Genomic DNA, 25113 nt, shown 5'->3' on the forward strand with positions numbered 1-25113 from the left:
GCCGATTTGTCATTGCGGTTCAGCGATCACCGGACCCAGCGGTCCATGTTGGGAAAGCAGCGTTTGCCGGTTGCGTCGGGTGCATTCGGGTCAGTTGTCAGCTGAAGCCATCCCAGCAGGGGTACGCCGGGTCCGTTGCCTTGCTCGAACGCCTCAAGCAGGTTGCCGGATCCACCCTGGTACCCGTCACCGTGAAACACGGTTTCAGGTGGCAGGCCGAGGTGACGCACAGCGGCAAAGGACCAGGCCATGGCGGCCATTTCCTCGGCCTTGGTCGGCTTGAAGGTCGGCTGGTTGCGCCGCTCTTCGTCCGCGACAGCGATATGGCCTGCTTCGTGCAGGATGTCGCCGGGATAGGTGAGGCGCGCTGCGTCAATGCACAGCGCCCCGTCGCGGATGTCGAGGCCAGGCAGGAACGTGGTGTCCGGCAGTTCTGTTGCCCGCACCGGGATTCCAATGCCTTCGACAAAGGCCAGCATCTGCTGGATCAATGGATCGTCGAAAGCCATCAGGCTGCTTCCGAAAGACCACTGATTTCTGCGTCGAATGCGTATGCCAGCCAAGGCAGCATCGCTTCGATATCGCCGGTTTCAACGGTTCCGCCGCACCAGATGCGCAGGCCCGGAGGGGCGTCGCGGTAGGCGCCGATGTCTAGGGCCACGTTTTCATCCGCGAGCCGCTTGGCGACGGCCTTGGCGAACGCCGCGCCGTCGGTGATCCGGTCGTCGGTGAACTTGAGGCAGACTGACGTTGTGGATCGCGTTGCAGGATCAACCGCGAGGTTGTCGATCCAATCGTGCTGGTCGCAGAAGTCGAACACCGCTTGCGCGTTTGCGTCGGCGCGGGCGATCAGCCCTTGGAGGCCGCCGACGTCGCGCGCCCATTTCAGGGAGAACAGGTAATCCTCGACCGCGAGCATCGACGGTGTGTTGATGGTTTCGCCAACAAAAATCCCTTCGATCAGCTTGCCGCCTTTGGTCAGGCGGAAGATTTTCGGCAGTGGCCATGCGGGCGTGTAGCTTTCCAGCCGGGTCACGGCGCGGGGGCTGAGGATCAGCATGCCGTGGGCTGCTTCGCCACCCAGCACCTTTTGCCAAGAGAACGTTGTGACATCGAGCTTGTCCCAAGGCAGGTCCATTGCGAATGCAGCGGAGGTTGCGTCGCAGAGCGTCAGACCTGCGCGGTCCGCCGGGATCGCGTCGCCATTTGCCATCCGTACGCCCGAGGTCGTGCCGTTCCAGGTGAAGCAGACATCGTGGTCGTAATTCAGGGCGGCCATATCCACGATCTGCCCATAGTCGGCAGTGTGAACGGTGTGTTCGATTTTCAACTGCTTGGCCACGTCCGTGACCCAGCCCGCGCCGAAGCTTTCCCAAGCGACCATCTCGGCGTGCCGTTCGCCCAAGAGCGACCACATCGCCATTTCATAGGCGCCCGTGTCGGAGGCGGGTACGATGCCGATCTTGTAGTCAGCGGGGACGCCGAGGATCTCGCGTGTCTCTTCGATCGCTTGCTTCAGCTTCGCCTTGCCTTCGGCAGCACGGTGCGAGCGGCCAAGAGGCGCGTCGGCCAGAGCGGTCAGGGTATGGGTGGGGGGTTTGGCGCAAGGGCCAGAGGAAAAACGCGGATTTGCCGGCCGCGTGGCCGGAGCAGTGGTAGCCATTGATGTTATCCTTACAGATATTCGCCCTTCGTTGGGGAAGGGTGTCCCACCGCCGGACATACGGAACCCCAGAAAAAACAGCAACAGGCAAAGGCGCTTGCTATGCAGAAAATTGTAGGCAGGTGCAGAACGATGTAGGAACGCGAGTTTCCGATAGGCACAAAACTGACACAACAGGATCGTGCTTTGTTCCTCTGTCGATGTCGCGGGAACCGGCACTGCACAAAGAAAAAACCGCCAGTAGAGTTGCACCTCTAACTGACGGCAATGAAGAGTCTATCGAGCCCAACAAATACCAAGCGTGCCCCCTTTTCGCAAGCTTTGCGGGAGGTGTTTCGACATGAGCATCACCGCCACACATCAGGGATTGCCTTCGGGTATAAAGCCATTTGATCTCCCGGACATGCTGGAGAAGTTGCGGACGCGTCTAGGGCTTCGAGACGAGGACATCGCCTATATCCGCTATTTGATACGGAAGGTTCGTTCTGCTGATTTTCAACCAGGCCGGATTTGTGCCGTTTGGGAAGCGGTTGCGACCGAGGCCGGCGAACTTGGTTTCAATGTTCGGCGCATCACCAGGATCGCCAGTCGATTGGAAGAACGCGGGCTTATTCTCAGAACTGCCGGCTTAGGCGGGCGCAGGTTTGGTCGACGTGACCGCGATGGCCGGATCGTTCTGGCTGCCGGGATCAACCTAGGTCCGTTGATCGAGCGAGCCAGTGACTTGGCCCAACTGGTCCAGAGGCAAGTGCGTATATCTGAACGCCTGCGCGTCTATCGGCAACGTGCGAACGATCTGATCCGGAGCATTCGAGGCTTGGGCGTTGAGCAAGCTCTTCTGGCCGCGCGCGATGTTTTCCCAAGGTTGAGGCCATCTGAAGTCAATGACGTGGATAGGCTCGCAGCAGTCATAGAGGCTTTGGAAGTCGTTCTAACGGACTTTTCGAGTGACCCCGGTCGGACAAAAGTGGCCGCCGGGTCGGACACTTTAGGCCGACCAGATACTAACCATGAACATAAAACCAAAACCTGTACGGCGGAGAAACGGCGCAGTGTTCCGAAACTGAGCACTACACCTGAACACGTCGCCTTGCTGGCGACCGATGAACTCCGGGGGATCATAGAGCTCTACTGGATTGCACAAGATCAACGCGGGAAGCTGAGCCAGAACAGCGTGAATTCGGCGTCACGAGATCGTGCACTCCAACTCGGCGTTTCTGGTACGCTTTGGCAGAGAAACTGTGATCTGCTGGGTGCGGATCGAGCGTCGCTGTGCTTGGTGATCGCTGATCGCAACGCTCAGCGAGCGGATCGATATCAAGTTGGAGACGCGGTAAAGGCATTCGCGGGAATGGCGCGAAAAGAGGCGCGGCAATGTGGCATCATCGACAGCTTGCTCGGCGAGTTGATGTCCTTCGTAGCGGGGCGTTCATGATGATGACGTATCTACTCATTGGCCGCGCGTGTGAAGAGCTAGCTTGTCGTCGAACAATTCCATCCTGTTCGCCCACCAAGAGGCTGGTACAGAATGGAATTGCAGCCGCCGAAGACGGCTTCGGTCCCGCTGGGATCGGCGGCGCAGCCGCTTTGCGGGGTTCAGGGGCGCAGCGCCCTGACCGACATGTTGCTTGCAACATAATAGTCGGTCCGTACTGTGTTTCTTTTCAAACGGGGCCGATCTAGTGTCGGGCCCGCAATTTATGCACCTCCAGTCGTATTCTCGTAAAGCGAACCCACGAGGGCAGTCTGTTGAACAGGTGCTAGCAGAAGCTGCTAGAGTGCCTGTTTACAGCAAGCATGTGGTTGAGCCGCTTCTTCCGTCTGTCATTTATGGCGTAACCGCTGATGAGGTCCGAAAACTACATGACGAGATGGTTGCCGCTTGTGGTGTAGACGTCACCCTCAAGAACGGGCGAAAAGCGCGGCGCGGCATCCGCAAGGACCGGCACACGCTGATGACCGCTGTGGCTTCGCACCCCCTGCCGACCGATCTTGTAAACACTAAGCCCGATGCTCGCGCTGACTACGAAATTTGGCGCGAGCACAATGTTGCTTGGCTCAAGACCCGCTTCGGCGAAAAGCTGGTTTCTGTGATCGAGCATTGGGACGAAAAGCACCCGCACATTCACGCCTTTATCCTCCCATTGGATGACCCGACCTGTTCGGCACGCCAGCTCAACCCCGCTTGGCAAGCTAAGGAGCAGACGATGGAGGTTGCTCGGTCCGCCGGTCAGGATGACAAGGCCGCGCTGAAGCTCGGCAATGCTGCCTATCGGGCGAAGGCGCGGGAGTTGCAGGACCACTACTATGAGCATGTAGGTCTGGCCTGTGGCCTGACCCGAACTGGGCCGAAACGCGAGCGCCTCAGCCGCCAGCAATGGAAGGCCCGCAAAGATCATGCGCGGCGCGATGCCAAACTGCAAAGTGATATTGCTACGCGGGTTGAGCGCATCGTTGACGCTGAGGACGATCTGGAACAGTCGGCGGCGCAGAAAGCAGAAGAACTCGCCGAAGAGCTGGCTTTGGTCGATCAGGCTCAGCGTGAGGCTAAGGAAGCAAAGAGACGCGCTGCGAAGCGTGCTCGGCAAGTGGTTGACGCAGCGAAGCAGGACGCCCGTCAACTGCAACAGAAAGTGCGTGAAGAGCTCGCCGATCAGTCCGCTCAGATGGAAGCCGCAAAGGCCGAACTGAAACAGAAAGAGCGCGCTTTTGAGCTTGAGAAACGTCGAGTCGTCAAAAGGGTGGTGCTGGACGTTGCCGGAACAACGGTGCGTGTGCTCCTTGGAGTGTTTTCTGGGGCCGTTCGGTTCGACCTGGAACGTTCCTCGATTGAAATCTTGGATCGAGCCTTGGCCAAGAGCGTGGATGATTACGGGATCTTGTGTTACCTGGAGAAACCTGTCTCGGCGGTCATTTTGGCTTGGCAAAAGTTGTCTGCGTTTCTGCCAAGAGCTGACGCCGCACAACTGCGCTCTGACCTTTCAGAAGAGTTGAAACCGGCTTCGGAGCGTTCGGAACGGGGTATGAGCCATGAGTAACGATCTCGATGACCGGATCGCCTACCTCAAACAACAACGACAAGCGGAGGGCGCTGCGCAGACCCAGAAAGCCGCTGACCTGATCGAGGCCATAGACGAACTTCAGGGCCTTGTACGTGAGACGGCGTTCAAAGCCGCTACTGTCGAAGCCAAGATGAAACTGGTCGAAACCCAGATGGACGAGCTGGAGATTCGGGTGACACGAACCCGGCTTTTTCAGGTCGGAGGCATTGCCACGGCCGCTTCAGTCGGTGTTCTGATCATTGTGATCGCGCTTTGGTCTGGCAGCAATTTGAAGTCTGTCGCGCGGGTCGAAGCAGAAGCGCTGCGCATCTTATATGCCGACCAGATCAATGCCGCGCGGGAGGAAGGTGATGCCCAGTTGACCGAGCTTCGGATTGAGATGGATAGCCGCCGCGCCGATATCGAGCGCCAAATTGTCGAGGTTGGAGCGGACCTCTCGGAAATTTCGGATGAACGCGATGCCGCCCGTGTTGCGCTGGAAGAACTGGTGGAGTTGCGCGACCGGATTGGGCTAGAGCTTGTGGAGTACCGTGGTCACGTGGTGTTCTTGGTTCCTGACGGTAGAGAGCTTGTCGCTTGGCGCGCGCCGGGCTTGGCGGAAATTGCCAGCTATAATGGACGGATGTACCGATTGAGCCAGTGATGCGAAAATGTTGCGCTATGGCGTAATTTTTTAATTATTACGTTGAAGCGTAATTTTCAAAGATATACGCTCTGGCGTAAATGGAGCGTAACATGGAAACCCTGGCCCGCACACCTGAACAGATCGGCACTGCCTTGCGGCGCGCGCGCAAATCGAAGGGGCTGACACAGAAAGAGGTCAGCTCTGTATCTGGCTTGCGCATCGCCACGATTTCCTCGGTCGAGAATGGCGACGAAGGCACGCAGCTCAAGACGATCCTCGCAATCATGATGGCGCTTGGCCTGGAGTTCCGGATCGGCGAGCGCCGTAAGGATCAGCCGGACATCGAGGATATCTTCTGATGGCACGCAGGCTGACGGTTCTTTTGAACAGCCGCCATATGGGTGAGATTGACATGGCGCGCAGCGGCGCGATTTCATTTCGCTATGCGCCGGACTGGCTGGCATGGGAACACACCCTTCCCGTCTCCCTGTCCCTACCATTGCAAGAGCAAGCACATCAGGGTGCGCCGGTCATTGCCTATCTGGAGAACCTTTTGCCGGACAATCCGGTGATCCGGGAACGGGTGGCAGCCAAAACCGGGGCGGGCGGCACGGATGCCTACAACCTCCTTGAGAAGATCGGTCGTGACTGTGTGGGAGCCTTACAATTTGTTGTCGGCGATGATCTTCCGGAGCCGACAGGTCTGGAAGGGGAGCCGGTTTCCGACGAAGAGGTGGCAGAGGTGCTCCGCAACCTTGCCACGGCACCGCTTGGGATCGAGGATGACGATTTTCGGATTTCACTCGCCGGGGCACAGGAGAAAACTGCGCTCTTGCGAAAAGACGGAGAATGGATCAGGCCCGTCGGCATGACGCCAACGACCCACATCCTGAAGACACAGCTTGGCGTGCTGCCAAACGGGATCAACCTGTCCGACAGCGTTGAAAATGAGTTCCTTTGCATGACGTTCTGCAAAGCTATTGGACTTGATGTGGCGGAGGTCGAGATCGCCGACTTCGAGAATGTGCGCTCACTGGTCGTTACACGCTTCGACCGGCGCTGGACGCGCGACGAGAGGCTGATCCGCCTGCCGCAAGAGGATTTTTGCCAGGCGCTTGGCTATCCGCCGAGCCAAAAGTACCAGATGGACGGCGGACCGGGGATTGCGGAGGGTATGAAGCTTTTGTCGGCGAGCGACGACCCAAACGACGACCGTCTGGCCTTCTTCAAAGCACAGGTCGTCTTCTGGCTTCTAGGGGCGACAGACGGACACGCCAAGAACTTCAGTATCGCGCTGCGTCCGGGCGGCGGATTTCGCATGACCCCGCTCTATGACGTCCTCACCGCGCAGAAAGCCGTCTCGGACGGACAAATCCGCCACAATCGGATGCGCCTCGCAATGTGCGTTGGCGACCAGAACCACTATCGGATCAATGAGGTGGTCAAACGCCACTTCCTTGAGACGGCCAAAAACGTTGGGCTGGGGGGCGACTTGGCTGAAAATGCAATTGTTGATCTTCTCGTCCACGTTCCGGCAGCAATTGCGGACACGGAGCGTGCCCTCCCCGGGGGCTTTCCGGGTGAGCTAATGGCTTGTACCTGGGAAGGCATCGACGCCCGCACAGCGGCACTTTTGGCTTAGTTGGGAAGCACTTCTGAGATCGCCGAAACGGCAGCTTTAGGATTAGCTCCTAGCGCTTGAAACCACTCAACGAACTCAACAACATCCAGTCGTCGTTCACCAGTTTCTATTTTAGCGACATAGGACTGCGGCCGCCTTAGGCGATCAGCAAGCTCTTGTTGTGTAACACCTTTCGATTTTCGTGTTTCCACGAGCACCTGCATCAACGCCTGGTGCCCCGGCGTTCGCAGACTTCTGGTCATGCGGCATCTCCATTTGGGCTAAGCCCTTGCCGAGTAATCCTGTTCTGGTATTATCCCATTATGGGATAATGCGGAGGAAGCCGTGTCTGGTTCCCCAAAGAAGAAACCGAATATGCCACCCGGATACAAAGTCATCCGTGGCAATGTCGTGGACATCGTTGATCGCGTTGAGCGGGAGGTGAACCGCCGCACTCGGCGTGTCGAGCGTTCACGCCAGTGGCGGGAGATGACACTTCTGGAAACCTGTGGGCAAGAGCACACGCTCGTCGGCGAAGTGCTCGACCGCGCCCGCCATGGTGATGATGTTGCCGTTGTCTGGGCACCAGTTGGGCGGGAACCAGTCGCGTTAGCAAACCTGACGGCTCAGTGCCTGCAGCTCCACGGTTCAGTCGAGCCGGACACGCCGGAAGGGAAACTGTCTACCGCTTTTTTGGTTGCGGTCGTTGGGGCTTTACCGGGTCTGTTGGTCTACTATGCGACCCTGGCCGTGTTCTTTCCTAACATGAGCGACAGCATGTCGGCGACGGCGTTGAAGTTCTATCCTTTCGTGCTGCTCCCTGCAGCATTGTGGATCTCCACCAAGCTCACAGGATGGGCGCATGACCGCGCAAAGCGTGTCTCCAAGGAGATCGAACAGGCTTTGGTCGCCGCTGGAGTAACATCGGACACCAAGGTTCGTGACATCCATGGTGTCAAACAGGTGGCGCTCGCCTAGCCAGAATAGTCACTGGATGCTAAACGGCGAACCCGCCTTTTGGCGCGTTGTAGATTTTGAGATTAGCCATGAAGCATTGGTACACTGCCGACACACATTTCGGCCATGACAACATCATCAAGCATTGTGCTCGCCCGTTCGAGACCGCAAGCCACATGGATGCTGTCTTGCTCGAAAACCTCGCCTCGAAGGTTGGCCCGCAAGACGCACTTTGGATTGTTGGAGATTTCGCCTTTGGGCCTAAGGCCAAAGATCGCAAATGGTTGTCGAACCTCTTCTCCCGCCTTCCGGGTGCGGAAAAGCACCTTGTCGTCGGCAACCATGACGGCGAGGCCACCCAGGCTTTGCCTTGGTCTTCGGTCACCCATCTGACTGAGGTGTCGGATGGAACTGGCGCACCTTCTGTCCTCTGCCACTATCCAATGATCACCTGGCACAAGGCCCGGAAAGGTGCTCTTCACCTGTTCGGCCACGTTCATGAGCAATGGATGGGTAGCAGAAATTCAGTCAATGTCGGTGTGGATGTCTGGGGCTATGTGCCTGTGACGATTCGGGACATTCAGCAACGGGCCAAGTCACTGCCGGTCAACAAGCATTGGCAGGATGCGGAGCACAACGCGGAATTGAGTTAGGCTTTCTTGTACGTCCAGAATGAAAATTGAATAAAATCCCTTGATTTTGGAAAAACACCCTGCCACAATTCGCAAAACACTGAACGAGCAGAACATATGTCGACTTACACCCGCGCTGAAGCTGAAGAAGCACTTTCACCCTTTCACGGACGAATTCGTGATGTCATCGAAAGTGCTTTCCGTGACTTTCTGGAAGTTCGTTCCTGTTTAGCAGCAAAGAGTATTCCCCAGTTCATTTATGATCGGACCATTGCAAACGTTCTGTTCGACTTCGTGATACAACACGCAACCGCCGCGTTTGACGCCCATCCTGACGTACGCATGATCGATCAGGCCCAGACAGTGAAATTTTGCTTTGGTGGCAAGGTGCTTCTGCGCTTCAAGAAAGGGGATAAAGATCATCTTGGGCGCAATCTCCTTACTCAAGCCGTTATCGATTTTGTAAGCGTTCAGACGGAGCTTCCCGGAATGCCGCCAGCGGCGGCGAAAGTCGAAGTACTCTACTCGATGAACGATCTGGAAACAGAGATCGAGTCTGTAGTCGTTGCGGCGCGTGACGGCGATCAGTTACTTTGGCACTATGAAATTGAGCGTCCAGAGGCTGGGAACGTTGTAGGGCTACCGCTCACAACTCCGCCCGCAGATAATGACGATGAGGATGACGAGTTGCTGGTTCGGCCACGTGTGGATAGTACCGGCGCTGAAGTCGGCTCTGAAAGCGACTAAGTTATGTCTACAAGAGGCTCATTGCTGCGCATGGCGCGGCACCTTCGAGGATTCACACAGAAAAAATCTGCCGACCGCCTCGGTATTGCACAGGCTGTTTACTCTCGCATGGAAAACGATCTTATCGAGATCGATGACGAGACGCTGGCAGGAATTTCGAAGGTGTTTCAGTTACCCACCGAGTTCTTCGACCAACACGCCCCCGTCTATGGGCCACCTGTTAGCGTTCATACTATGCTGCGCGGCCCTGCACAGATCAGTGCGCGTGACGTAGACATGATTACCGCCGAACTGAACTTGCGGATAATGCACCTGCGGCGATTTCTTGAGAACGTTGAGTTCACACCCTCGTTGCATCTGCCTCAATTCGACATTGAGTCCTTCGGATCGCCCGTGCAGATCGCCGATATGGTCCGGCGCCACTGGCAATTACCTGCCGGTCCGATCAAAAATTTGACCAGGCTATTAGAACGTGCCGGGGTGATCGTGAGTTTTTCAGATTTCTATGGGGCTGGCACCGACAAATCGAAGCGACATGGTTCAGGAGTTAGCGGCGTGACGTTTTCTGCACCGGGCCAACCTCCTTTGATCCTTCTTAATCCGAACCACCCGGCAGACCGTGTACGCTTCACACTTGCCCACGAACTCGGTCATCTTGTTATGCACAGGTTTCCGACGCCCGCGATGGAAAAAGAAGCCAATGAATTTGCGTCGGCTTTTCTATTGCCACCAGAAGAACTCCGTGGCGCTTGTCGGGGGCGCAAAATCGACCTGGCTCTGTTGGGCAGCTTAAAATTGGAATGGAAAATGTCCATCGAGGGCATTCTTTATGCGATCCAGAGAGAAGAGATCATTACGAAAAATCAGGCCAACTATCTCTGGAAACAGATTAGTGCCAAAGGCTGGCGAACGAGAGAACCCGCAAGTCTAGACTTTCCTCATGATTTACCGCGCGTGATGCCGACAATTGTGAAGTCACACCTCACAGATCTTGGTTTCGACAAAGCAGAACTTGCCAGACTTGCATCGGTCTATGAGCATGAGCTGGACGGGCTTTACCCCTATGGCAACAAAGCGGAGCAGGATCAGGTCCGCCCAACACTCCGCATCGTAAATTGAGACAGCTTGGGCACATTGGGTTTTACTCGCTAGCCTTCCAGCTGACCGACTGATCGGCGGGTTCAATCCACCCGCCAAACTGTAGCGCTACGCTGTTCTAAGAGTATTTGACTCCCATCCCCAGGGCAAATGAAGCCATTAACTACTGACCCAAAGCTCGCTTTTGTTGGGCTACATAGGCCTGCATCTGTCGTGCCTTTGCCCTGAAGCCGCCTACCGAGGCCATGGCGGCTCCGTGAAATTTGGCCTCAGCGAAGTGTAGTTGGTTTTCTTTGTTGCCAATCCAAAGGCCATCGATCGGATTCGGGTCGTTGAAGCGGTCTGCAGCAACGGAAATTGTCTGTGCAAGATGATATCGCGTCGTAGCCATTTCCGTGCCCAACCAAGAACGTTCAAGCATAGCAACCCCACTTTGTAAGGCCGCCGCGCGCATGAAGTAAGAAGCAGTTTGATTCCCCGTGCCTTTTAGTCCCCTTCGAAAATATAGCTGCGCCACTGAGCCCAAAACATCGCGGCTTGTGTAGTCGTCGGTTAGTGCCTCAGCCATTGTCAAAGGTGCTTCGTCGTCGGGCATCCCCAGTATTTCAAGATTGGCGAGCAATGAGGGCAAGTACCCGTCAGCGTTTCCTGCCACCTTCTCGCAGACTGCATCGAGCTCGACCCAATCCACGCTACTACCACTCTCGAAAGCAATATGCTCTCGAAGCAAGAGAACTTCGGGGACATCTGAGAGAGTTTCGCTCATGGAACTCACTAGTTTCATTGCCTCGTCAAGTCTTGCGCTTCGTTCCGTTTCGTCAACGTCGTCCAGTTCGACGCAAGAAGTGTGTAACGTCCTTGCCAACCCAAATGTCGCCATCTGGCGAAGCTCTGCACTATGGCAGTGACGCAATGCTTTTCGAAAGTTGTCTGTGGCGTCTTCTATCCTCCATATATAGCGTTGGTATTCTGCAAGGTGGAGGAGCGTTTCTCCTGAGTTCGGGTTTTCTTCTAGGCCTTTCTCAAACACTTTGAGAACCATATCAACTTCGGGTTCTTGGCCAGAAACTAGTGCTTTTGATCTGACGAACTGTGAACAGTTCATCGCTTTTTCGAACAGTAGTTCAGTTGAACCTGAGGAAATTCGACTGATGCCGTTTAAGGAGCTTTCTCGCTGTCGGAATTCCCTATCTAGCTTAGCAAGCCTGTCTTCAAGTTTTAGTCTGTTGAAATCTCCTCCCTCAAGTTCAATCTGGTCGCGTACAGATTTCAGGATACTGCCTTCCGAACTCCACCGGCGCTTTCTTATCCACAAAAGTAACTTCGTGACTTCAGGCGACTTCCGCTCAAGTTCTGGAAGCTCTTGGATCCAGTTTTCGGCATCGGTCATTGCTATGCGAAGAGCATCTCCAATCTGCTTCGCTTCCAGCAACTCAAAACTGATCCGAGTTGCTGCGCTCGCAATTTCCCTGACGTCACCATTCTCTAATCGTAGTTTTAGCAGCCATGCTTCTGTCGAAGGTGCCTTTTCCAGCACTCTGTTGGTGGCTTTTCGAGCAGCGTTGGATTGGCCTAAAGCGGCGTGTAGCCGTGCTTTAGTTAAAAGTGCCATGTCATCCAAATCGTCATCCGTAAAATCTGGATCAGGAACAAGGATGTCCATCGCTTTGCGCGCTATTTCATCTTGGCGATCGCTGGTGCCTTCAAAACGAACCAAGCGCCGCAAGAGAGCCGCAACGCGACCGCGTACTTCAAGCCCCCAATTTTGAGGAGCGCCGTAAAGACTCGTCAACAGTGCAATCACTTCATCAATTACTTCTTGGCGAATATGTGCTTTGCCTTCTTCTTCCATAAACCGCCTGACATTCCTCAAAAGGAACTTTACGTTTCTGACATCCCCCGGCGCGCTCTTAAGGCACTGTTGAGCCAAATCACAAACAGACCGCAATCGCTTGCATCTGTCTTCAACATCCTGGGCAAGCCTTGAGCGGAGTATGGCTAGCCGCGCCAGTCTCCAGTACGTATAACTTGTTCGATCCGCTTCGTGGATCGAAACGAGCGTTGCAGACACCTTGCCCGCAAGTTCGTTTGCGCTGGCTGTGTCGCCTAAAGAGATTAGGGCCTCTGCCGTGTTAATTTGAAAGCTTGCCATTGCTTCCTGATAGGCTTGGACGCGAGGAAATCTCCCCACTTGTGCAACGGCTCTGGAGTCAGCGTTGGGCACGTCGAGCAGGGCCAAGATGCGATGACGTGCGTCTAGGATTTCATCCAGAGCCTGATAGCGGCGTAGACCAAAATGAAGCGCCCTGTCGATCGCCGAAAAATGTGGGTGGTTCAGACCTGCATCTTCGTTCAGGATGTCCATCAGTGCTGTCAGTGCATCGAGAAACTCAGAGCGTGCGACTACAGAATCCTCCTTAGTTTTTCGGGCGGTCAAGACAAGCCAAGCGATGGCGGCTTCGAGATCACGGTCTTCGAGAGCCGCCTTCTGAAAGAGTGGCTCGCTCAGCAGTTCCTGTTCTTGCGAAAGGGGGGCAACTTCGTCATCGGGCGAAAACCCATAGAGCTTAACTCGCAGATGAACCAAAAGTGGAGTGTCCTGCGGGACTGTGCGACCGAGCCAAGAGGCGGCCTCTTCGATCGCGCGTTCGTGTCCGGCGCCTTCAACAGAGCCCAGGGTTTCGACCAGCAGTTTAACGGCGTCGACAAATTCAGTTTCTTCCCCGTTTTTTGCTGTCTTCAGTTCCTGCACTACAGCGGCACGCAATCCCTGCAAGGCAAAGCCAATTAGCCGCGGGTGCTGAGCGCCTGAGAACCAACCCATACGCTGGAGCGCGTCGCGTGGAATTGGACTAAGGCCTGCCGTGTTCAAGGCTTCATCCGATACGGATATCGTGCCGACAACGGACATGGCCTTCAGACTTTGGAACACTTGATGCGCCGCGTCACTGTCGCCTTGTAAAACGCCCTCGACGACATAACTGACGATCCCGGAGGCGGCTTCTAGAATTGACATGGACAGGCTTTCAGCATCGGCTAGGTCGCTTCTGTACGGCAGGTGTTCCTTTCGGAATGCGAAAGAGCCGTTGTTCAATGGGCCAGGGTAGAACAGCTCTCCCAGGCCGGAAATCTCTTCAATCGCGGGATGCGCCAAATCAGCAGGCACCTGGCATGGGCCCGTCAGAAAATCCCGTGCACTGCCGTCAGAGTAGGGCGGCAAGTGCAATTCCGCAGGGGCCACGCCACGGGGCTTAAAGGTGCCATGATAGTCTTCCAGGAAGAAACTGCTTGATCTGAAGTTGTGAAGCTCGATCAGTGACTGAATTGAGCTTTTGATGTCTTCGGTTTTCGCAACGGTGTGGCAGCCCTCAACGACGACTAGCTGAGCGGCACCTGGTGCGGGGGGTGGCAGTACCGCTTTGACATAGGAAATGGCATCGCTCCACGCGAAGGTATCTTGATCACCCTCGTCCGAAGAGTCATCGGCCAAGCCGGCCGCATCAGCGGGGGCCAGGCTCCCATTGCCCAGTCCTTTCAGTGCCAGATAGATCGCGCGTTGTGGCGTCGCGGCGCTGGTCAGGTCGATGTACAGCAGACTGGGCGGGCTATCCCAGTTTGCCGCGGTCTCGGCGACCTTGCCCACGAAAGCGCGCAGGACTGAGCTCTTGCCTGACTTGGGAGGGCCGGTAATCGCCGTAACGGCGCCACGGGTTTGTGGGTTTTCGAACTGATCAACCAACAGATTGACGATTTTCTCACGGTCGAAAGCATCGAAGACTTCTTCTAGGCTTGTCGGCAGGTTTTCAGGCGAAAGTGACCGGGTATAATCGGGATTTGGCATGCTGTCTTGCATAATCGCGGCGATCCGCTTTGCCGTTGCTGCATCCTTTTCCTTTGCTTTTTCACCGGACAGTTTTGCCGCGTGGGTCTCAAGACCGCGTGTAATTACGGCGATTTTTGCCTTGTCTTTATTGACCCAATGATCAATGAGCTTTTTCCGGAACTGCCGAACCGTTTTTTGCCGCTCATTGTCTTTGTTGTAGTAGCGCCCCTCTCGGGAAAAGAGATCCTGCAGATCACGTGTGTGATCAGACAGAGCATTTTTTCGGTCTTTGCGTAATTTACCTCCGCTCCAATTACTGTGCCGGGGGCGGTCAATGCCGAGCGCATCGTATAGCGAAGCAAGATTGGGCCCGCTTTCTTCACGACTGGCACTGCCAGAGAGCAAGTGCTCTTTGACCCAGTCCAATTGCACAGAGTCGTCGAACACGTCATTCATCAGACCTAGTAGGGCTGCGTCTGCCGCGAAATCCGGCGTCTTTGCCGGCTCCTCCGCCACGTCCATGTCTAGCTGTTTGTCCATTTCGGATACCGTTCCGCGGGTTTACGCACCTTTGGTCGAAACCATTTGATTTCCCCATTCATCAGATGAGCCGCAAATGAAATCCCCCGGGTTCTCGGCTCATATCGGGTTTCGAAGAGAAGATGACATCTTTGCACAGAAAACAAGGCCCAGAGCCTTGGCGTTAATCTTGGCGGAAATCTTGGCGCTTTGATGCGCCCGCCCGCCAAGAACGCCGCAAATGGATTGTGACCCCCCGGGCCGTCAGACCGGTCTCTGCCAACGCACTGCAGCCCTGTTGCTGCTGGCGTGATCAGCAAGAGAACCGGAGGTACGGCACCATGCAACACAAAGACCAAGTTCTGCGCCGCGAGGCGCGCCCCTCGGGCGGGACCCAGTTTGCCCGATGCGAGGCTGGCTCGCGCTTTTATTCATTCGAGACCAGAAAGCGTGATTTGTTGCGCACGGCCGGGGTGATCCTGTACCGTCCGCCGTCCGCCTCCATTGCCCTGCGTCCGGACGAGGCCAAAGCCTGCGCCCTGTTGGCGCTGGCACGTCAGGACGCGGCAGCGCGCGGCAAGGTTGCGCTGCTCAGCAGCGCGGAGGTCTGTGTGTTGCAGGCCGGGCTGTGCGGCGCTCTGCGCCCTGCGCTGTGCGGCAATGCGGTGGCGGCGTCGGCCCTGGCGCTTGATGTGCCCGAAGGCCGCCTGCGCATGGCCACGAACGACGCACGCGACCTGACCGTGGAGTTCCACCGCACGTTCAACCGCATCAACCAGAGCTGGCTGGTTCCCGGCATGAGAGTGGAGGAATTCACCTGGCGCGGTCGCCTGTGTTTCCGGGTGAAAGGTCTGAACAGCTATACAATCATGACCGGAGGGTTGCCGGTCGGCATGACGGCCGAGACCTGCTGGAAGCAGACGGCCAACGGTCAGCCGAATGCCAAACTCGCCGTTTTCGGTCAGGAGGCCGGGCAGAACCACGTGGCGTTTTACAACGCCTCTCGCCGGCATGGTGCGGCGCCCATGACCGGGCTGGCCAGTGTGGCGGTCGCCGCCCATGCATCGCGTCGGTTCGCCGCGATCCTTGGCGGTCCGGAAATCACCTATCAGACCGCAGGCGACCTCGAAACCGTAAACCTACCTGAGATCGGGCACGCGAAAGACGGACGCCTGCGCATCGACATGCCCCGGATCGATGCCTTCGTCACGCCGCTGGCGCAAGAGGTGCTGTCATGACCGGGTTTGTAAAGGACTTGGTCGCGCTGGACCTGCTGCGTGTAGCCCAGCCCGGGGGGGCGCGGTTCCCAGGCCGCAAGGGTGCGCCGGGTATGCCGTGGATCGCTGACGTGCGCGGCGCGCTGGCCGACCCCGCGCTGCGGCATCGGATCGTTCTGGAACTCATGCGGCGTTTCAACCGCGATTTCCAGTCGGCTGAGATGATCATCGGCCTGTCAAAGGCCGGGGTCGCCTGGGGCGCGCTGCTGGCCTGGGAACTGGGCCTGCCCGGCGGTGTGGTTCACCTCGACGGACCGCGCGGTTCCGGGCTTCAGCGCCAAGTCGAAGGCCCGGTTGAAGGCCGCCGAGTGCTGCTGATCGACAATCTGACGCGCTCGCACGCGTCACTGATCGAGGCGGCCCAGATCATCGAGGCCGAAGCCGGCATCGTGGCGGGCGCCATAACCATTGTCGGACGCGAAGCCGGCCCGGCAAATTTCTTGATTTCCCCACTTTGCTGCGAGGGCGACCTCGAACGCGAAGGCCTGCGCCAAGGAGTTCTGACCCAGGCGCACCTTGTCGGCAATCTCGCCGACATCACCGGCCTGCCCACGGGCAAGCCGTCTTCAGACCTGTCCTGATCATCAGGACGCAACTGCCAAAGGAGGCAACTATGACTACAACAATCACGCGGCATGAACAATCCGCCATGATGATCCGGGCCAAGGACAAGATCCTGGCCATCGACTTCGGCGCGCTGACTCCGGCCGAGCGCTTGGCACTTCTGCCTACGCCCGACGCCACCCTCGTCAGCCACCAACATGGTGACCATTTCTCGCCCGACCATCTGCGTGCATTCGGCGCGCCGGTCTTTGGTCCGCAGGATGCGGTCTCGCAACTGCAGGAAGACACGACCACGACCGTGCTTCGCGCGGGCGAGACCGTGGACGTGGCGGGCTTCACCGTTACGCCAATTGAGGTGGATCACGGACCGAAACTGTCGGTGCCGATCGAGAACCTGGGCTTTGTCATTGACTGTCCCGGTGGCCACGCGATCTTTTTCGCTGGTGATATTGCCCGCCCCGGCGTGCCGCCCGAGGGCACGTTCGACACGGTGGTGCTGCCAGTGGGTGGGGCTGGCTTCGTCTTTGATGCGGCCCAAGCCCACGATTACCTGCAGCAGATCGGTCATCAGGGCATGGTCATTCCGGTTCACGATACCGGTCCGTCGGACCCTGGTGCAATTGAACGTTTTGTTCGTCTCGCGCCCACGCACCTGAAGGTGATCGCGCTTGGCATCGGCCAGTCGACGGAGGTGGCAGTATGACCTTCATAGGCTTCGATGCGGATGGTGTCATCCTGGATACCATGCGCCCCGCGCTCAGTTGCGCCGGCAAGATCCTCGATCTGCTCGGGGTGCCGGTGGACTTGTCCCAACAGGGCGATTTCGAGCGGTATTTCGGCGCCGAGGCGCTCAACCGGCTGGTCGGGCTTCATCGTGCCGGTGCACTGCGCATGACACACCGGCTGGCGATGCTGCGAGCGGCCTCAAGCTTCGAACTTTTCCCGGAAACGCTGGCTGTCGTCGACCGCCAGCCGATGCCCTGCATCGTCATCACCGCTGCCTTTGCTGCGGGTGTGCGCAAGGCGCTTGGCTCCGATGCCGGGCGATTCCAGTCGATCACCGGCTTTGAGACCGGGCGCAAGGCTGAGCTCTTGGCCGCGGTGGCCGCCGAAATGGCGGTCTACGTGACCGACTCTGTCTCAGACCTGCGGATCTGCAAGCGATTGGACATCCCGACAATTGCGGTCGCCTGCGGTTTTGATCGGGCCGAAGACCTGTCTGCGGCTGGCGCGACCGTGGTCGCGTCCGACGCGGACGAACTCGAAGCGGCGCTGGCCGCTTACCACTCCAACCACCTTCAACTCACAAAGGAGAACTAAAATGTCTTCCAATGACCCTCTCGCCAAAATGCGCCAGCTGGAGGCCGACTTCACCCTGTCCGGCAAGACCGTCATCCCCATGTCCGAGGCCGGGCGCCCTAGAGAACGCAGCCGGTTTTGCCGCGCGAAGGATGTCGATGGCTATGCGATCTGCAGCATCGACCTTGCGCTGGACATTCACGGCAAATGGCGCGTGATCGAGGTGAATGGTTCGAACGGTGGCCTGAGCAGCCTTGGCGATCCGTATGGTGACCGCCGCCGCGCCGAGCACCAGGTGGAGGCTGCGTCTCCGCGCCTGGCGAATACCGACCGCGGCGCCGTTTTGATCGCGTATTCCGCCGATTCCATCATCCTGTCCGAGATCAAGGCGCGTGCTCATCTGATCCGCGACCAAATCGGTCGCACTGCCACATGCGAGATCGGCGATGCCGCTCTTAAAGCCGATGCCCCGTTTATTGTGGTGGTGGATACGGTTGAGCGGATCGCCGAACAGGTTACCCTGCGCGACGGCGCGCTGTACTATCGGGACCGCTCGGTTGTGTCCGTGGGCAACACCAACCTGTTGCCAGCGCTGGTACGTTCCGGTGTTCTGAAACGCGACGGGAATGGATATAATCTCGCCGATCTGACGGTGTTTCACGACGGGCCACTTGCGCCGATCGTCCATGACAAAGGTGCACAGCAGGACATCGCGAAGGGGACCGGACTTGACCCCGTGCAGTGGCAGAACTGCTGGACTGCCGAGGATGTTGTGCGGGCGGTGCGGTCGTTTGGGGGCCGCGGTTTGGCCTCCGTGATCAAGCCGAACGCGACCTCCGGTGGCACGGGCATCGAGTTCTTCGGCCCTGACAGTGACGAGGCGGCCATCCGCAGCACGCTTTCCCGGCTTCTCAAGGCTGTGCGCGCGAAATACGGGGACGGGGCCGCCAAGAGCCTCTGGCCGATCCGCGTGTTCGAGTTTGTGCAATCGACCGGCTATCCGGTTGCTGGGGCCGGGCATCTTTGGGATCTGCGAGTCACCTGTTTGATCAGTCCCGGTGAGGTCGAAATGACGCTGGCCGGACTACGCATCTGCCCGGAACCCTTCCGTCACAACGAATATACCCGAGCCACGACTTGCTCGAATACGACGGGCAGGGAACCGTCTTTGGAGCGCCTGTATTCGCCCCTTGCTGATGCGGGGGCACCGACGGCCATTTTGGCGGCTGCCGGTGTTGATGCGGTGAGTTTCGAACAAATGCTCGTCGGCTGTGCTTCTTGGTGCGAAGCGGCGTGGAATTTTGCAACCGACAAAGGCGGCGGCAACACCCGTCGGCATGAACGGGCCAGTTCGATAAAGTCGGAACTAGCGGCATAGTCTGCAGGAATTGAACCGGCAGCTCAGCAATCGGTATTCCTGTTCAAAAATCGCCGTGAAGCGCTTAATTTTCACGGCGATATTTTTTTTCTTAACGCGGGTTTGGTAGCGTTGAGGGTGTAAGAGATGCGACATGAATTCGCAAATTCGAACCATTCACCCAAACCAGACAAAGCGACTAGCTTTCTTCATCGAAAGCACGGCGATAGAAGTTTTCATTATTGCGCCTTGGGTCCTATTGGGAACTCAAATTTACCTGCTTTTGCCTCTAGGAACCTTGGGGATATCTGGCTGATTCAACTGACCTGGACAACAAGCTTAAGGGCGATCTCGGAAATCCCGTATCCGGTTTCGTCTACTCACCAGATGTTGCTTCTCCGGGATCGGTCTTGGTTGGGCCAAGATCGTCCTCCACAATCTTCTCCCATTCCGCCATGTCACGGGCAAAACTGTCTTGGTCGTCGCCATAGTCCTCCCAGAATGGCGGCGCGGGTAGGCTCTCATGGTGGTACTTGTAGCGGGTCACAACCTTAACGGCCTCAATGATGTCACTGTGTGGCCTTCTCCAAATCGCGAAGCCACCGGAACATTTCATCTACGACACGCCGTTTGGTCTGAATTGGCATGTCGGGGTACTCGCGCCCCAGGAAGCAAAGCGCTTTGATCGCCTCGTCGACAATGTGCTGCGTTCTGTCATGTTTTGGGGCCTTTGGCGCACCAAGTAGGACCTCGTTCAGGTCTGCCCCCGTAAACGCCTCCAGTCGAACGAGCGCACTTGAAGGGATTGCACGTTTGCCAACTTCGTAGAGGTAGTAACTCTTCGCAGAAACGCCCATCATCTGAGCCATCTCGGACTTCTTAAACCTCCTTGAAACACGAAATTTCTGCAAGTTCACGTGTGGTTTTTCCGACAGCGCGCACTGCAATTCCTTTTCAAGCTGAAGCTGTGCGAGCTCGTCTTCGTCGTCGCAGTCACCGAAGGTAAAGCCGCTGCTGGTCTTTCGCTCTGCCACCCAGATCGGTCCTATGGCTCCGATTCTGAGAAAAATAATCGGTACTTCTCGAGAAGTCCAGAAATTGGCGCTAATCTGGTTAAAAGTTGCAAGGAATGGAGAAAAGCGGTGCCAGATTTGCTAGTACAAGGTCAAACACCGGAGGAGTGGAGTAAGTCATTCTTGGACCATGGCGTCCACGTCTCGCCCCGCCTCATTCGATCTCGCGCCCGGAAGACCGGCAACTATTACAAGCTTGGTCATTTGATGCTTTTGCTTCCGTCACAGGTAGAAGCGCTGCTTGAGCAAGGTCAGCCGGACGCTGACCAAAGCCCAAATCCCGGCAAACGACCGATAGGTCATGCAGGGGGCCAGGTTTGATGTCCGATATCTTGCCGCGTCATATCACCCCGAAGGCACTCGCGGAAAAGCTGGGGGCGTCCCCCCGTTTTGTCTCCGATACGGTTCGCGAACTTGGCTGCTTTTGTCAGATAGGTCGCAGGATGGTTATGCTTGATCGACACGTGGACGAATTTATGGAGGCGATGGAATGCCGCTCAAAATCAAAAAGCGGAACAACATCTGGCACTACAGCGGGACGGTTGCCGGCCGGAGACTACGAGGTTCTACGCGAACAGCGGACAAAAGAATTGCGGAGAGGATCGCAGCCGAAGTCGAAGCGAAAGCTTGGCAAAGTCATCTCGATGGACCCGGGGCAACGCTGACCTTTGCCCAAGCAGCCATTGCGTATCGGCAAGCCGGACACAGCACCCGTTTCCTCGACCATGTTGAAGACTATTGGCGTGACACGTTGGTGCCTTCAATCACCGGCGCAGCAATTCGCCAGATGGCTTTGAAGCTGTATCCCCACCATTCAAATGCGACGTTGAATAGACAGGCAATTGTACCGGCGCAGGCCATCATCAACTACGCTGCCGAATTGGAGTGGTGTGCGCCAATCCGGGTCAAGAGGTTTAAAGTGAATGCAGAGACTAAGACGCCTGCTACCGAGGAATGGGTTGAAGCGTTTTCAAGTCAGGCCCACGCCGACGGACTTCCTCACCTTGCTGCGCTTTGCCTCTTCATGTTTGGTACTGGCGCGCGTCGAGGGGAAGCGTGCGCTCTCACGTGGAGCGATGTCGAGCTCTTCAAAAAAACAGCGATCATTAATCAAACAAAAACCGACTCGCGTAGGATAGCCCACCTTCAATCACCCGTAGTGGCTGCTCTGGCCAACATCCCTTCTAATCGCAATCCTGAAGATTTTGTTTTTCAGTATGCGTCTGGCGAGAGTGTTGGCCAGGTATGGAAGAACGTCGCTAAGCGCGCAGGTATTGAGGAATTGTCACCACACTGTTGCCGCCATGGCTTTGCGACAACGATGCTTCGCGAGGGCTATGATGCTAAGACAGTTGCTGTGAGTGGAGGCTGGAAAGATGCAGTTACCGTCATGAGATATTACGCCCATGCACTTGAAGATCCGACCGTCACAGATGTCCTTTTTGGCACAAAACTAACACAAAATAGAAACTGAATACAGTTAAGTATCTGAAACAAAATAGGAAGTTAGATATGGCTACTGCCCTTCGTTGGGGAAGGGTGTCCCACCGCCGCGTTTACGGGTGCAGGCGGGGTGGTGCAACCGGGAATGCGGAGCTATAGCGCCGCTTGAACATTTATTTGCGACATCCGCGTCGCGTATCGGAAACTGACCCTTATGTTTGTTTGCACCCTGTTAACGGATCCCGCCAACCCGTCGCTGGACCCCGCCTTGATCGACAACCTACGCAATGCGTGGGGCGGTGGCGACGTGCAGTGGCTGGCCGTGGATGAGGCGGCGGCGTTCTCCCTGCCATCCATCCCGGACAACCGGTGGGATGTCTGGGCGGATGTGCAGAAGCTGGGTGTTGATCTGGTGATCCTGCCCATCCACGGTCGGCGCAAGAAGATGCTGTTGGCCGATATGGACAGCACCATGATCCAGCAGGAGTGCATCGACGAGCTGGCGGATGTGGCTGGTGTTGGCGACCGGGTGAAGGACATCACAGCGCGGGCCATGAATGGCGAGTTGAACTTTGAAGCCGCGATCCGGGAGCGGGTGGGGTTGCTGAAGGATTTGCCTGAAGACGTGATTGGTCAGGTTCTGGAGGAGCGCATCACCCTGATGCCCGGTGGCCCGACTTTGTTGGCGACCATGAAGGCGCATGGGGCTTATGCCGCACTGGTGTCGGGTGGGTTTACCGCCTTTACCGCGGCTGTTGCGGCCAAGTTGGGGTTCGATGAGAACCGGGCGAATACGTTGCTGGCCGCAGGCGGCGTGCTGACGGGTGAGGTTGGTGTGCCGATCCTGGGGCAGCAGGCTAAGGTGGATGCGTTGGAAGAGATTACCGGACGCCTCGGTCTGTCCGAAGACGACGTGCTGGCCGTCGGTGATGGGGCCAATGACCTCAAGATGTTGGGGCGTGCTGGATTGGGTGTGGCCTTGCACGCAAAACCTGCTGTGGCGGCACAATGTGATGTGCGGGTGAACTTCGGCGATCTGACGGCGCTGTTGTACCTTCAGGGCTATGCGCGGTCTGAATTTGTAAGCGTTTGAAAGGGGCTCTGCCCCTCGGCCTTGCGGCCTCACCCCGTGGTATTTGCAGTCAGAAGAAACGGTATGCCACGAATCGTGGTATTCTGGACCCAGCCAACAGGGAGGGACCGGGATGCCGGATTTCATTTTTGCCTATCATGGAGGGACGATTCCCGAGACCGAGGAAGAGGGCCAGAAGGCCATGGCGGCTTGGGGTAAGTGGTTCGACGGTATGGGCGCGGCCGTTGTGAACGGTGGCAATCCGGTGGGGCAGTCGATGACTGTCAGCGCGTCGGGGGTTGCCGGGGATGGCGGGGCCAATCCCATTTCCGGTTACACCATTGTGCGGGCTGACACGCCTGAAGCTGCTTGCGAGATGGCGAAGGGGTGCCCGATTGTCGCTAACGGATCTGGCTCGATCGAGGTCGCGCCGATTGTTGAGATGTAAGGCGGAGGTGTCCTCCGCCCTAGAGTAGGGTGGGTGCGGCGCGCATGTGGCCGGTTTCCAAGCCGTCCCAGTTGCGTATGGGTGCGCTGGTGTAAGCGAGTGCCTCGGGGTGGTTCGGATCCAGTGTGCCGAGCCGTACTAGGATTTGCGCGATGGCGCATTCGGCGGCGCGGGTTGCACCATCTGCGATCTTGAGCGCGACGCCCATTTTTTGCTCTGGCAGAATCGCGACGAAAAACCCTTCGGCCCCGGTCTTGATCGCCACCTTGCCGTTCATGGCGCGCATCAGGCGGGTGCAGGCGTGTCCTTCGCCCGCGACGAGGTCCGGGTGGGCACCCATGGCTTGGCGCAACTGCCCTTCGGCGCTGTCCGCGTCGGCGCTGGCGAAATGAGCCATGGCGCGGGCCATGCCGTGCAGTGTGCAGGCGAAGTTGGGGGCCGAGCAACCGTCGATGCCGAAGCCGGGGGAGGTTTCGCCTGTGGTGCGTTCGAACGCCTCAAGGCACGCCTTTTGCACGGCGTGGTCGGGGTCAACATAGTCGGCGCCTGCGCCCAAGTGTTTGGCGAGCGTGAGGAAACCCGTGTGTTTGCCGGAGCAGTTGTTGTGGATGCGGCAGGGTGTTTCACCTGCACGGATCATGGCGTTGCGCTCTGCGTTATCGCGCGATTCCTGCGGGCCGCATTTGAAATCGTCATCTGCACATCCGATGGCGGACAGCCACGCGCCGACCTTGTTCGTATGTATCGGGGCACCTTGATGTGAGGCACAGGCAAGGGCCAGGTGTTCGGGCGTCAGGCTGTGCGCCGCAGCCGCGCCACTTTCCAGAAGGGGCAGGGCCTGGACCATTTTTGCGGATGAGCGGGGCAGCACGACCGTTTCGGGCACACCCCATGCCTCAACGATCTGGCCGCTGTCGTCACAGACCACCGCGTGGCCCTGATGCGCGCTTTCGAGGAAGGCCCCGCGCCAGATTTCGGCCAGTGTGACCGCCCCATGGGCAGGATGCGTCATCTTTCCCTCACTTCTTGGCGATTTCCTGCCAATTAATCTTTCCTGCGTCGCGCGTTTCGCGCTAATGTGCCACTTGTCGAGAAGAAACGCCGCCCTTGCAAGAGAATGCGCTGAAAACGGCGCGCCCGGGGACGGTGCAGGTATTGAGGTTTCGGACAGCTTGGAGGCTGTGGTTATGGCATTTAGGAAGACAGTTATCGGTTTGGTCGGCGCACTCTCGCTTATTGCGGGAACGGCCGTTGCCCAGGATCAGAGCACGAACCGCGTTGCGGCGAAAACCGATTGGAGCGTTTTTGTCGAGGATAACCCGACAGAATGCTGGGGTGTGGCAACGCCCAAGGAAGTGATCAACACCCGCGAAGGCCGCGTTGTGGCGGCCACGCGTGGGCAGATCCTGCTGATGGTGTTCTATCGTCCGAGCGCGGAGGCCAAGGGCCAGTTGGCTTTTACCGGCGGGTATCCGTTCCGGTCCGGATCGACCGTGAACGTGAATATCAGTGGCAACGAGTTTGAACTGTTCACCGAAGGTGAATGGGCTTGGCCTGCAACGGCTGCGGATGATTCCAAGATTGTCACCGCGATGAAGCGTGGCGCCGAGGCGGTTGTCACCGGGATTTCCAGCCGTGGCACCACAACCAAGGATACGTTTTCGTTGCTGGGCTTCACGGCTGCGGTTGAGGATGCCGAGGCGCGCTGCGGCGGCTGATTTCCCGCGCAATTGCAATTCACAAGACCGAGAGGGGCTGTGCAGTGATGCACGGCCCCTTTGGCTATCTCCGCAGTTTGGAACTGTACGGTACCCTACTATCTCCCACTTCGTC

25 protein-coding genes are annotated in these 25113 nt (G+C 57.4%); 18 read left to right on the plus strand and 7 right to left on the minus strand.

From position 1 onward, the window contains the following. Nucleotides 1-26: 26 nt before the first annotated feature. Both AC53L6_RS04410 and AC53L6_RS04415 read right to left on the minus strand, forming a co-directional pair. Complete coding sequence (locus tag AC53L6_RS04410; RefSeq protein ID WP_496906927.1) at nt 27-509, minus strand: hypothetical protein; 483 nt, start codon at nt 507-509, stop codon at nt 27-29. Continuing rightward, nucleotides 509-1663 carry a phosphoserine transaminase gene (locus AC53L6_RS04415; protein WP_496906928.1) on the minus strand — a complete coding sequence of 385 codons (1155 nt, stop codon included), beginning with the start codon at nt 1661-1663 and terminating at the stop codon, nt 509-511. The genes AC53L6_RS04410 and AC53L6_RS04415 overlap by 1 nt, the downstream gene beginning before the upstream one ends. A 340-nt stretch (nt 1664-2003) precedes the next feature. Here AC53L6_RS04415 and AC53L6_RS04420 point away from each other — a divergent pair, with 340 nt between their 5' ends. The 5 genes from AC53L6_RS04420 (at nt 2004) to AC53L6_RS04440 (ending at nt 6992) form a co-directional block, all read left to right on the plus strand. Further along, nucleotides 2004-3098 (plus strand): helix-turn-helix domain-containing protein, encoded by a 1095-nt coding sequence (locus AC53L6_RS04420; protein WP_496906929.1) that lies wholly within the window; start codon nt 2004-2006, stop codon nt 3096-3098. Between the two features lie 343 nt (nt 3099-3441). Continuing rightward, nucleotides 3442-4701 (plus strand): plasmid recombination protein, encoded by a 1260-nt coding sequence (locus AC53L6_RS04425; RefSeq protein ID WP_496906930.1) that lies wholly within the window; start codon nt 3442-3444, stop codon nt 4699-4701. Continuing rightward, complete coding sequence (locus AC53L6_RS04430; RefSeq protein ID WP_496906931.1) at nt 4694-5368, plus strand: hypothetical protein; 675 nt, start codon at nt 4694-4696, stop codon at nt 5366-5368. The genes AC53L6_RS04425 and AC53L6_RS04430 overlap by 8 nt, the downstream gene beginning before the upstream one ends. Before the next feature lie 92 nt (nt 5369-5460). Then, nucleotides 5461-5709, plus strand: coding sequence for a helix-turn-helix domain-containing protein (locus tag AC53L6_RS04435; protein WP_496906932.1), 249 nt, complete (start codon nt 5461-5463; stop codon nt 5707-5709). Next, nucleotides 5709-6992, plus strand: coding sequence for a type II toxin-antitoxin system HipA family toxin (locus AC53L6_RS04440; protein ID WP_496906933.1), 1284 nt, complete (start codon nt 5709-5711; stop codon nt 6990-6992). Before AC53L6_RS04435 ends, AC53L6_RS04440 begins: the two co-directional genes overlap by 1 nt. Here the strand turns inward: AC53L6_RS04440 and AC53L6_RS04445 are convergent. Next, the gene (locus tag AC53L6_RS04445) at nt 6989-7234 is read right to left on the minus strand and encodes a helix-turn-helix domain-containing protein (RefSeq protein WP_496906934.1); all 246 of its coding nucleotides are present in this window, start codon (nt 7232-7234) and stop codon (nt 6989-6991) included. The genes AC53L6_RS04440 and AC53L6_RS04445 overlap by 4 nt on opposite strands. 82 nt (nt 7235-7316) lie before the next feature. On the opposite strand from AC53L6_RS04445, the gene AC53L6_RS04450 reads away from it, so the two are divergent. The 4 genes from AC53L6_RS04450 (at nt 7317) to AC53L6_RS04465 (ending at nt 10426) form a co-directional block, all read left to right on the plus strand. Then, complete coding sequence (locus tag AC53L6_RS04450) at nt 7317-7949, plus strand: hypothetical protein (protein ID WP_496906935.1); 633 nt, start codon at nt 7317-7319, stop codon at nt 7947-7949. A gap of 68 nt (nt 7950-8017) precedes the next feature. Next, nucleotides 8018-8581 carry a metallophosphoesterase gene (locus AC53L6_RS04455; RefSeq protein WP_496906936.1) on the plus strand — a complete coding sequence of 188 codons (564 nt, stop codon included), beginning with the start codon at nt 8018-8020 and terminating at the stop codon, nt 8579-8581. 96 nt (nt 8582-8677) lie between these two features. After that, a complete protein-coding gene (locus tag AC53L6_RS04460; RefSeq protein ID WP_496906937.1) occupies nt 8678-9307 on the plus strand; it encodes a hypothetical protein in 630 nt (209 codons plus the stop codon). Between the two features lie 30 nt (nt 9308-9337). After that, nucleotides 9338-10426: a helix-turn-helix domain-containing protein gene (locus tag AC53L6_RS04465; RefSeq protein ID WP_496907000.1), complete on the plus strand. Its 1089-nt coding sequence runs from the start codon at nt 9338-9340 to the stop codon at nt 10424-10426. Nucleotides 10427-10568: 142 nt separating this feature from the next. Here AC53L6_RS04465 and AC53L6_RS04470 read toward each other — a convergent pair whose 3' ends face one another. Then, complete coding sequence (locus tag AC53L6_RS04470) at nt 10569-14768, minus strand: hypothetical protein (RefSeq protein WP_496906938.1); 4200 nt, start codon at nt 14766-14768, stop codon at nt 10569-10571. 320 nt (nt 14769-15088) lie between these two features. Between AC53L6_RS04470 and AC53L6_RS04475 the strand changes: the two genes are divergently transcribed. The 5 genes from AC53L6_RS04475 to AC53L6_RS04495 are packed head-to-tail and all read left to right on the plus strand — an operon-like array spanning nt 15089 to nt 19265. Continuing rightward, on the plus strand, nt 15089-15985 hold the full coding sequence (locus tag AC53L6_RS04475) for a hypothetical protein (RefSeq protein WP_496906939.1): 897 nt from the start codon (nt 15089-15091) through the stop codon (nt 15983-15985). After that, nucleotides 15982-16605, plus strand: a complete 624-nt coding sequence (locus AC53L6_RS04480) for a hypothetical protein (protein WP_496906940.1) — start codon at nt 15982-15984, stop codon at nt 16603-16605. The genes AC53L6_RS04475 and AC53L6_RS04480 overlap by 4 nt, the downstream gene beginning before the upstream one ends. A gap of 32 nt (nt 16606-16637) precedes the next feature. Beyond that, nucleotides 16638-17291, plus strand: coding sequence for an MBL fold metallo-hydrolase (locus AC53L6_RS04485; RefSeq protein ID WP_496906941.1), 654 nt, complete (start codon nt 16638-16640; stop codon nt 17289-17291). Next, nucleotides 17288-17908: an HAD family hydrolase gene (locus AC53L6_RS04490; protein ID WP_496906942.1), complete on the plus strand. Its 621-nt coding sequence runs from the start codon at nt 17288-17290 to the stop codon at nt 17906-17908. The genes AC53L6_RS04485 and AC53L6_RS04490 overlap by 4 nt, the downstream gene beginning before the upstream one ends. 1 nt (nt 17909) lies before the next feature. Further along, a complete protein-coding gene (locus AC53L6_RS04495; RefSeq protein ID WP_496906943.1) occupies nt 17910-19265 on the plus strand; it encodes a hypothetical protein in 1356 nt (451 codons plus the stop codon). A gap of 355 nt (nt 19266-19620) precedes the next feature. On the opposite strand, the gene AC53L6_RS04500 is transcribed toward AC53L6_RS04495, so the two are convergent. Next, on the minus strand, nt 19621-19791 hold the full coding sequence (locus tag AC53L6_RS04500) for a hypothetical protein (RefSeq protein WP_496906944.1): 171 nt from the start codon (nt 19789-19791) through the stop codon (nt 19621-19623). A 22-nt stretch (nt 19792-19813) separates the two neighbouring features. Then, a complete protein-coding gene (locus AC53L6_RS04505; protein WP_496906945.1) occupies nt 19814-20278 on the minus strand; it encodes a helix-turn-helix domain-containing protein in 465 nt (154 codons plus the stop codon). 529 nt (nt 20279-20807) lie between these two features. Here AC53L6_RS04505 and AC53L6_RS04510 point away from each other — a divergent pair. From AC53L6_RS04510 to AC53L6_RS04520, 3 genes are all read left to right on the plus strand, one after another. Then, complete coding sequence (locus AC53L6_RS04510) at nt 20808-21791, plus strand: tyrosine-type recombinase/integrase (protein ID WP_496906946.1); 984 nt, start codon at nt 20808-20810, stop codon at nt 21789-21791. Between the two features lie 183 nt (nt 21792-21974). Next, nucleotides 21975-22853, plus strand: a complete 879-nt coding sequence (serB, locus tag AC53L6_RS04515) for a phosphoserine phosphatase SerB (protein WP_496906947.1) — start codon at nt 21975-21977, stop codon at nt 22851-22853. A 112-nt stretch (nt 22854-22965) separates the two neighbouring features. Next, a complete protein-coding gene (locus AC53L6_RS04520) occupies nt 22966-23280 on the plus strand; it encodes a YciI family protein (protein ID WP_299770378.1) in 315 nt (104 codons plus the stop codon). Nucleotides 23281-23299: 19 nt separating this feature from the next. On the opposite strand, the gene AC53L6_RS04525 is transcribed toward AC53L6_RS04520, so the two are convergent. Continuing rightward, the gene (locus AC53L6_RS04525) at nt 23300-24292 is read right to left on the minus strand and encodes an asparaginase (RefSeq protein WP_496906948.1); all 993 of its coding nucleotides are present in this window, start codon (nt 24290-24292) and stop codon (nt 23300-23302) included. Nucleotides 24293-24467: 175 nt separating this feature from the next. Here AC53L6_RS04525 and AC53L6_RS04530 point away from each other — a divergent pair, with 175 nt between their 5' ends. Then, nucleotides 24468-24998 (plus strand): invasion associated locus B family protein, encoded by a 531-nt coding sequence (locus tag AC53L6_RS04530; RefSeq protein ID WP_299203500.1) that lies wholly within the window; start codon nt 24468-24470, stop codon nt 24996-24998. Nucleotides 24999-25113 lie beyond the last annotated feature (115 nt).

The organism is Tateyamaria sp. LSS28 (assembly GCF_059611725.1).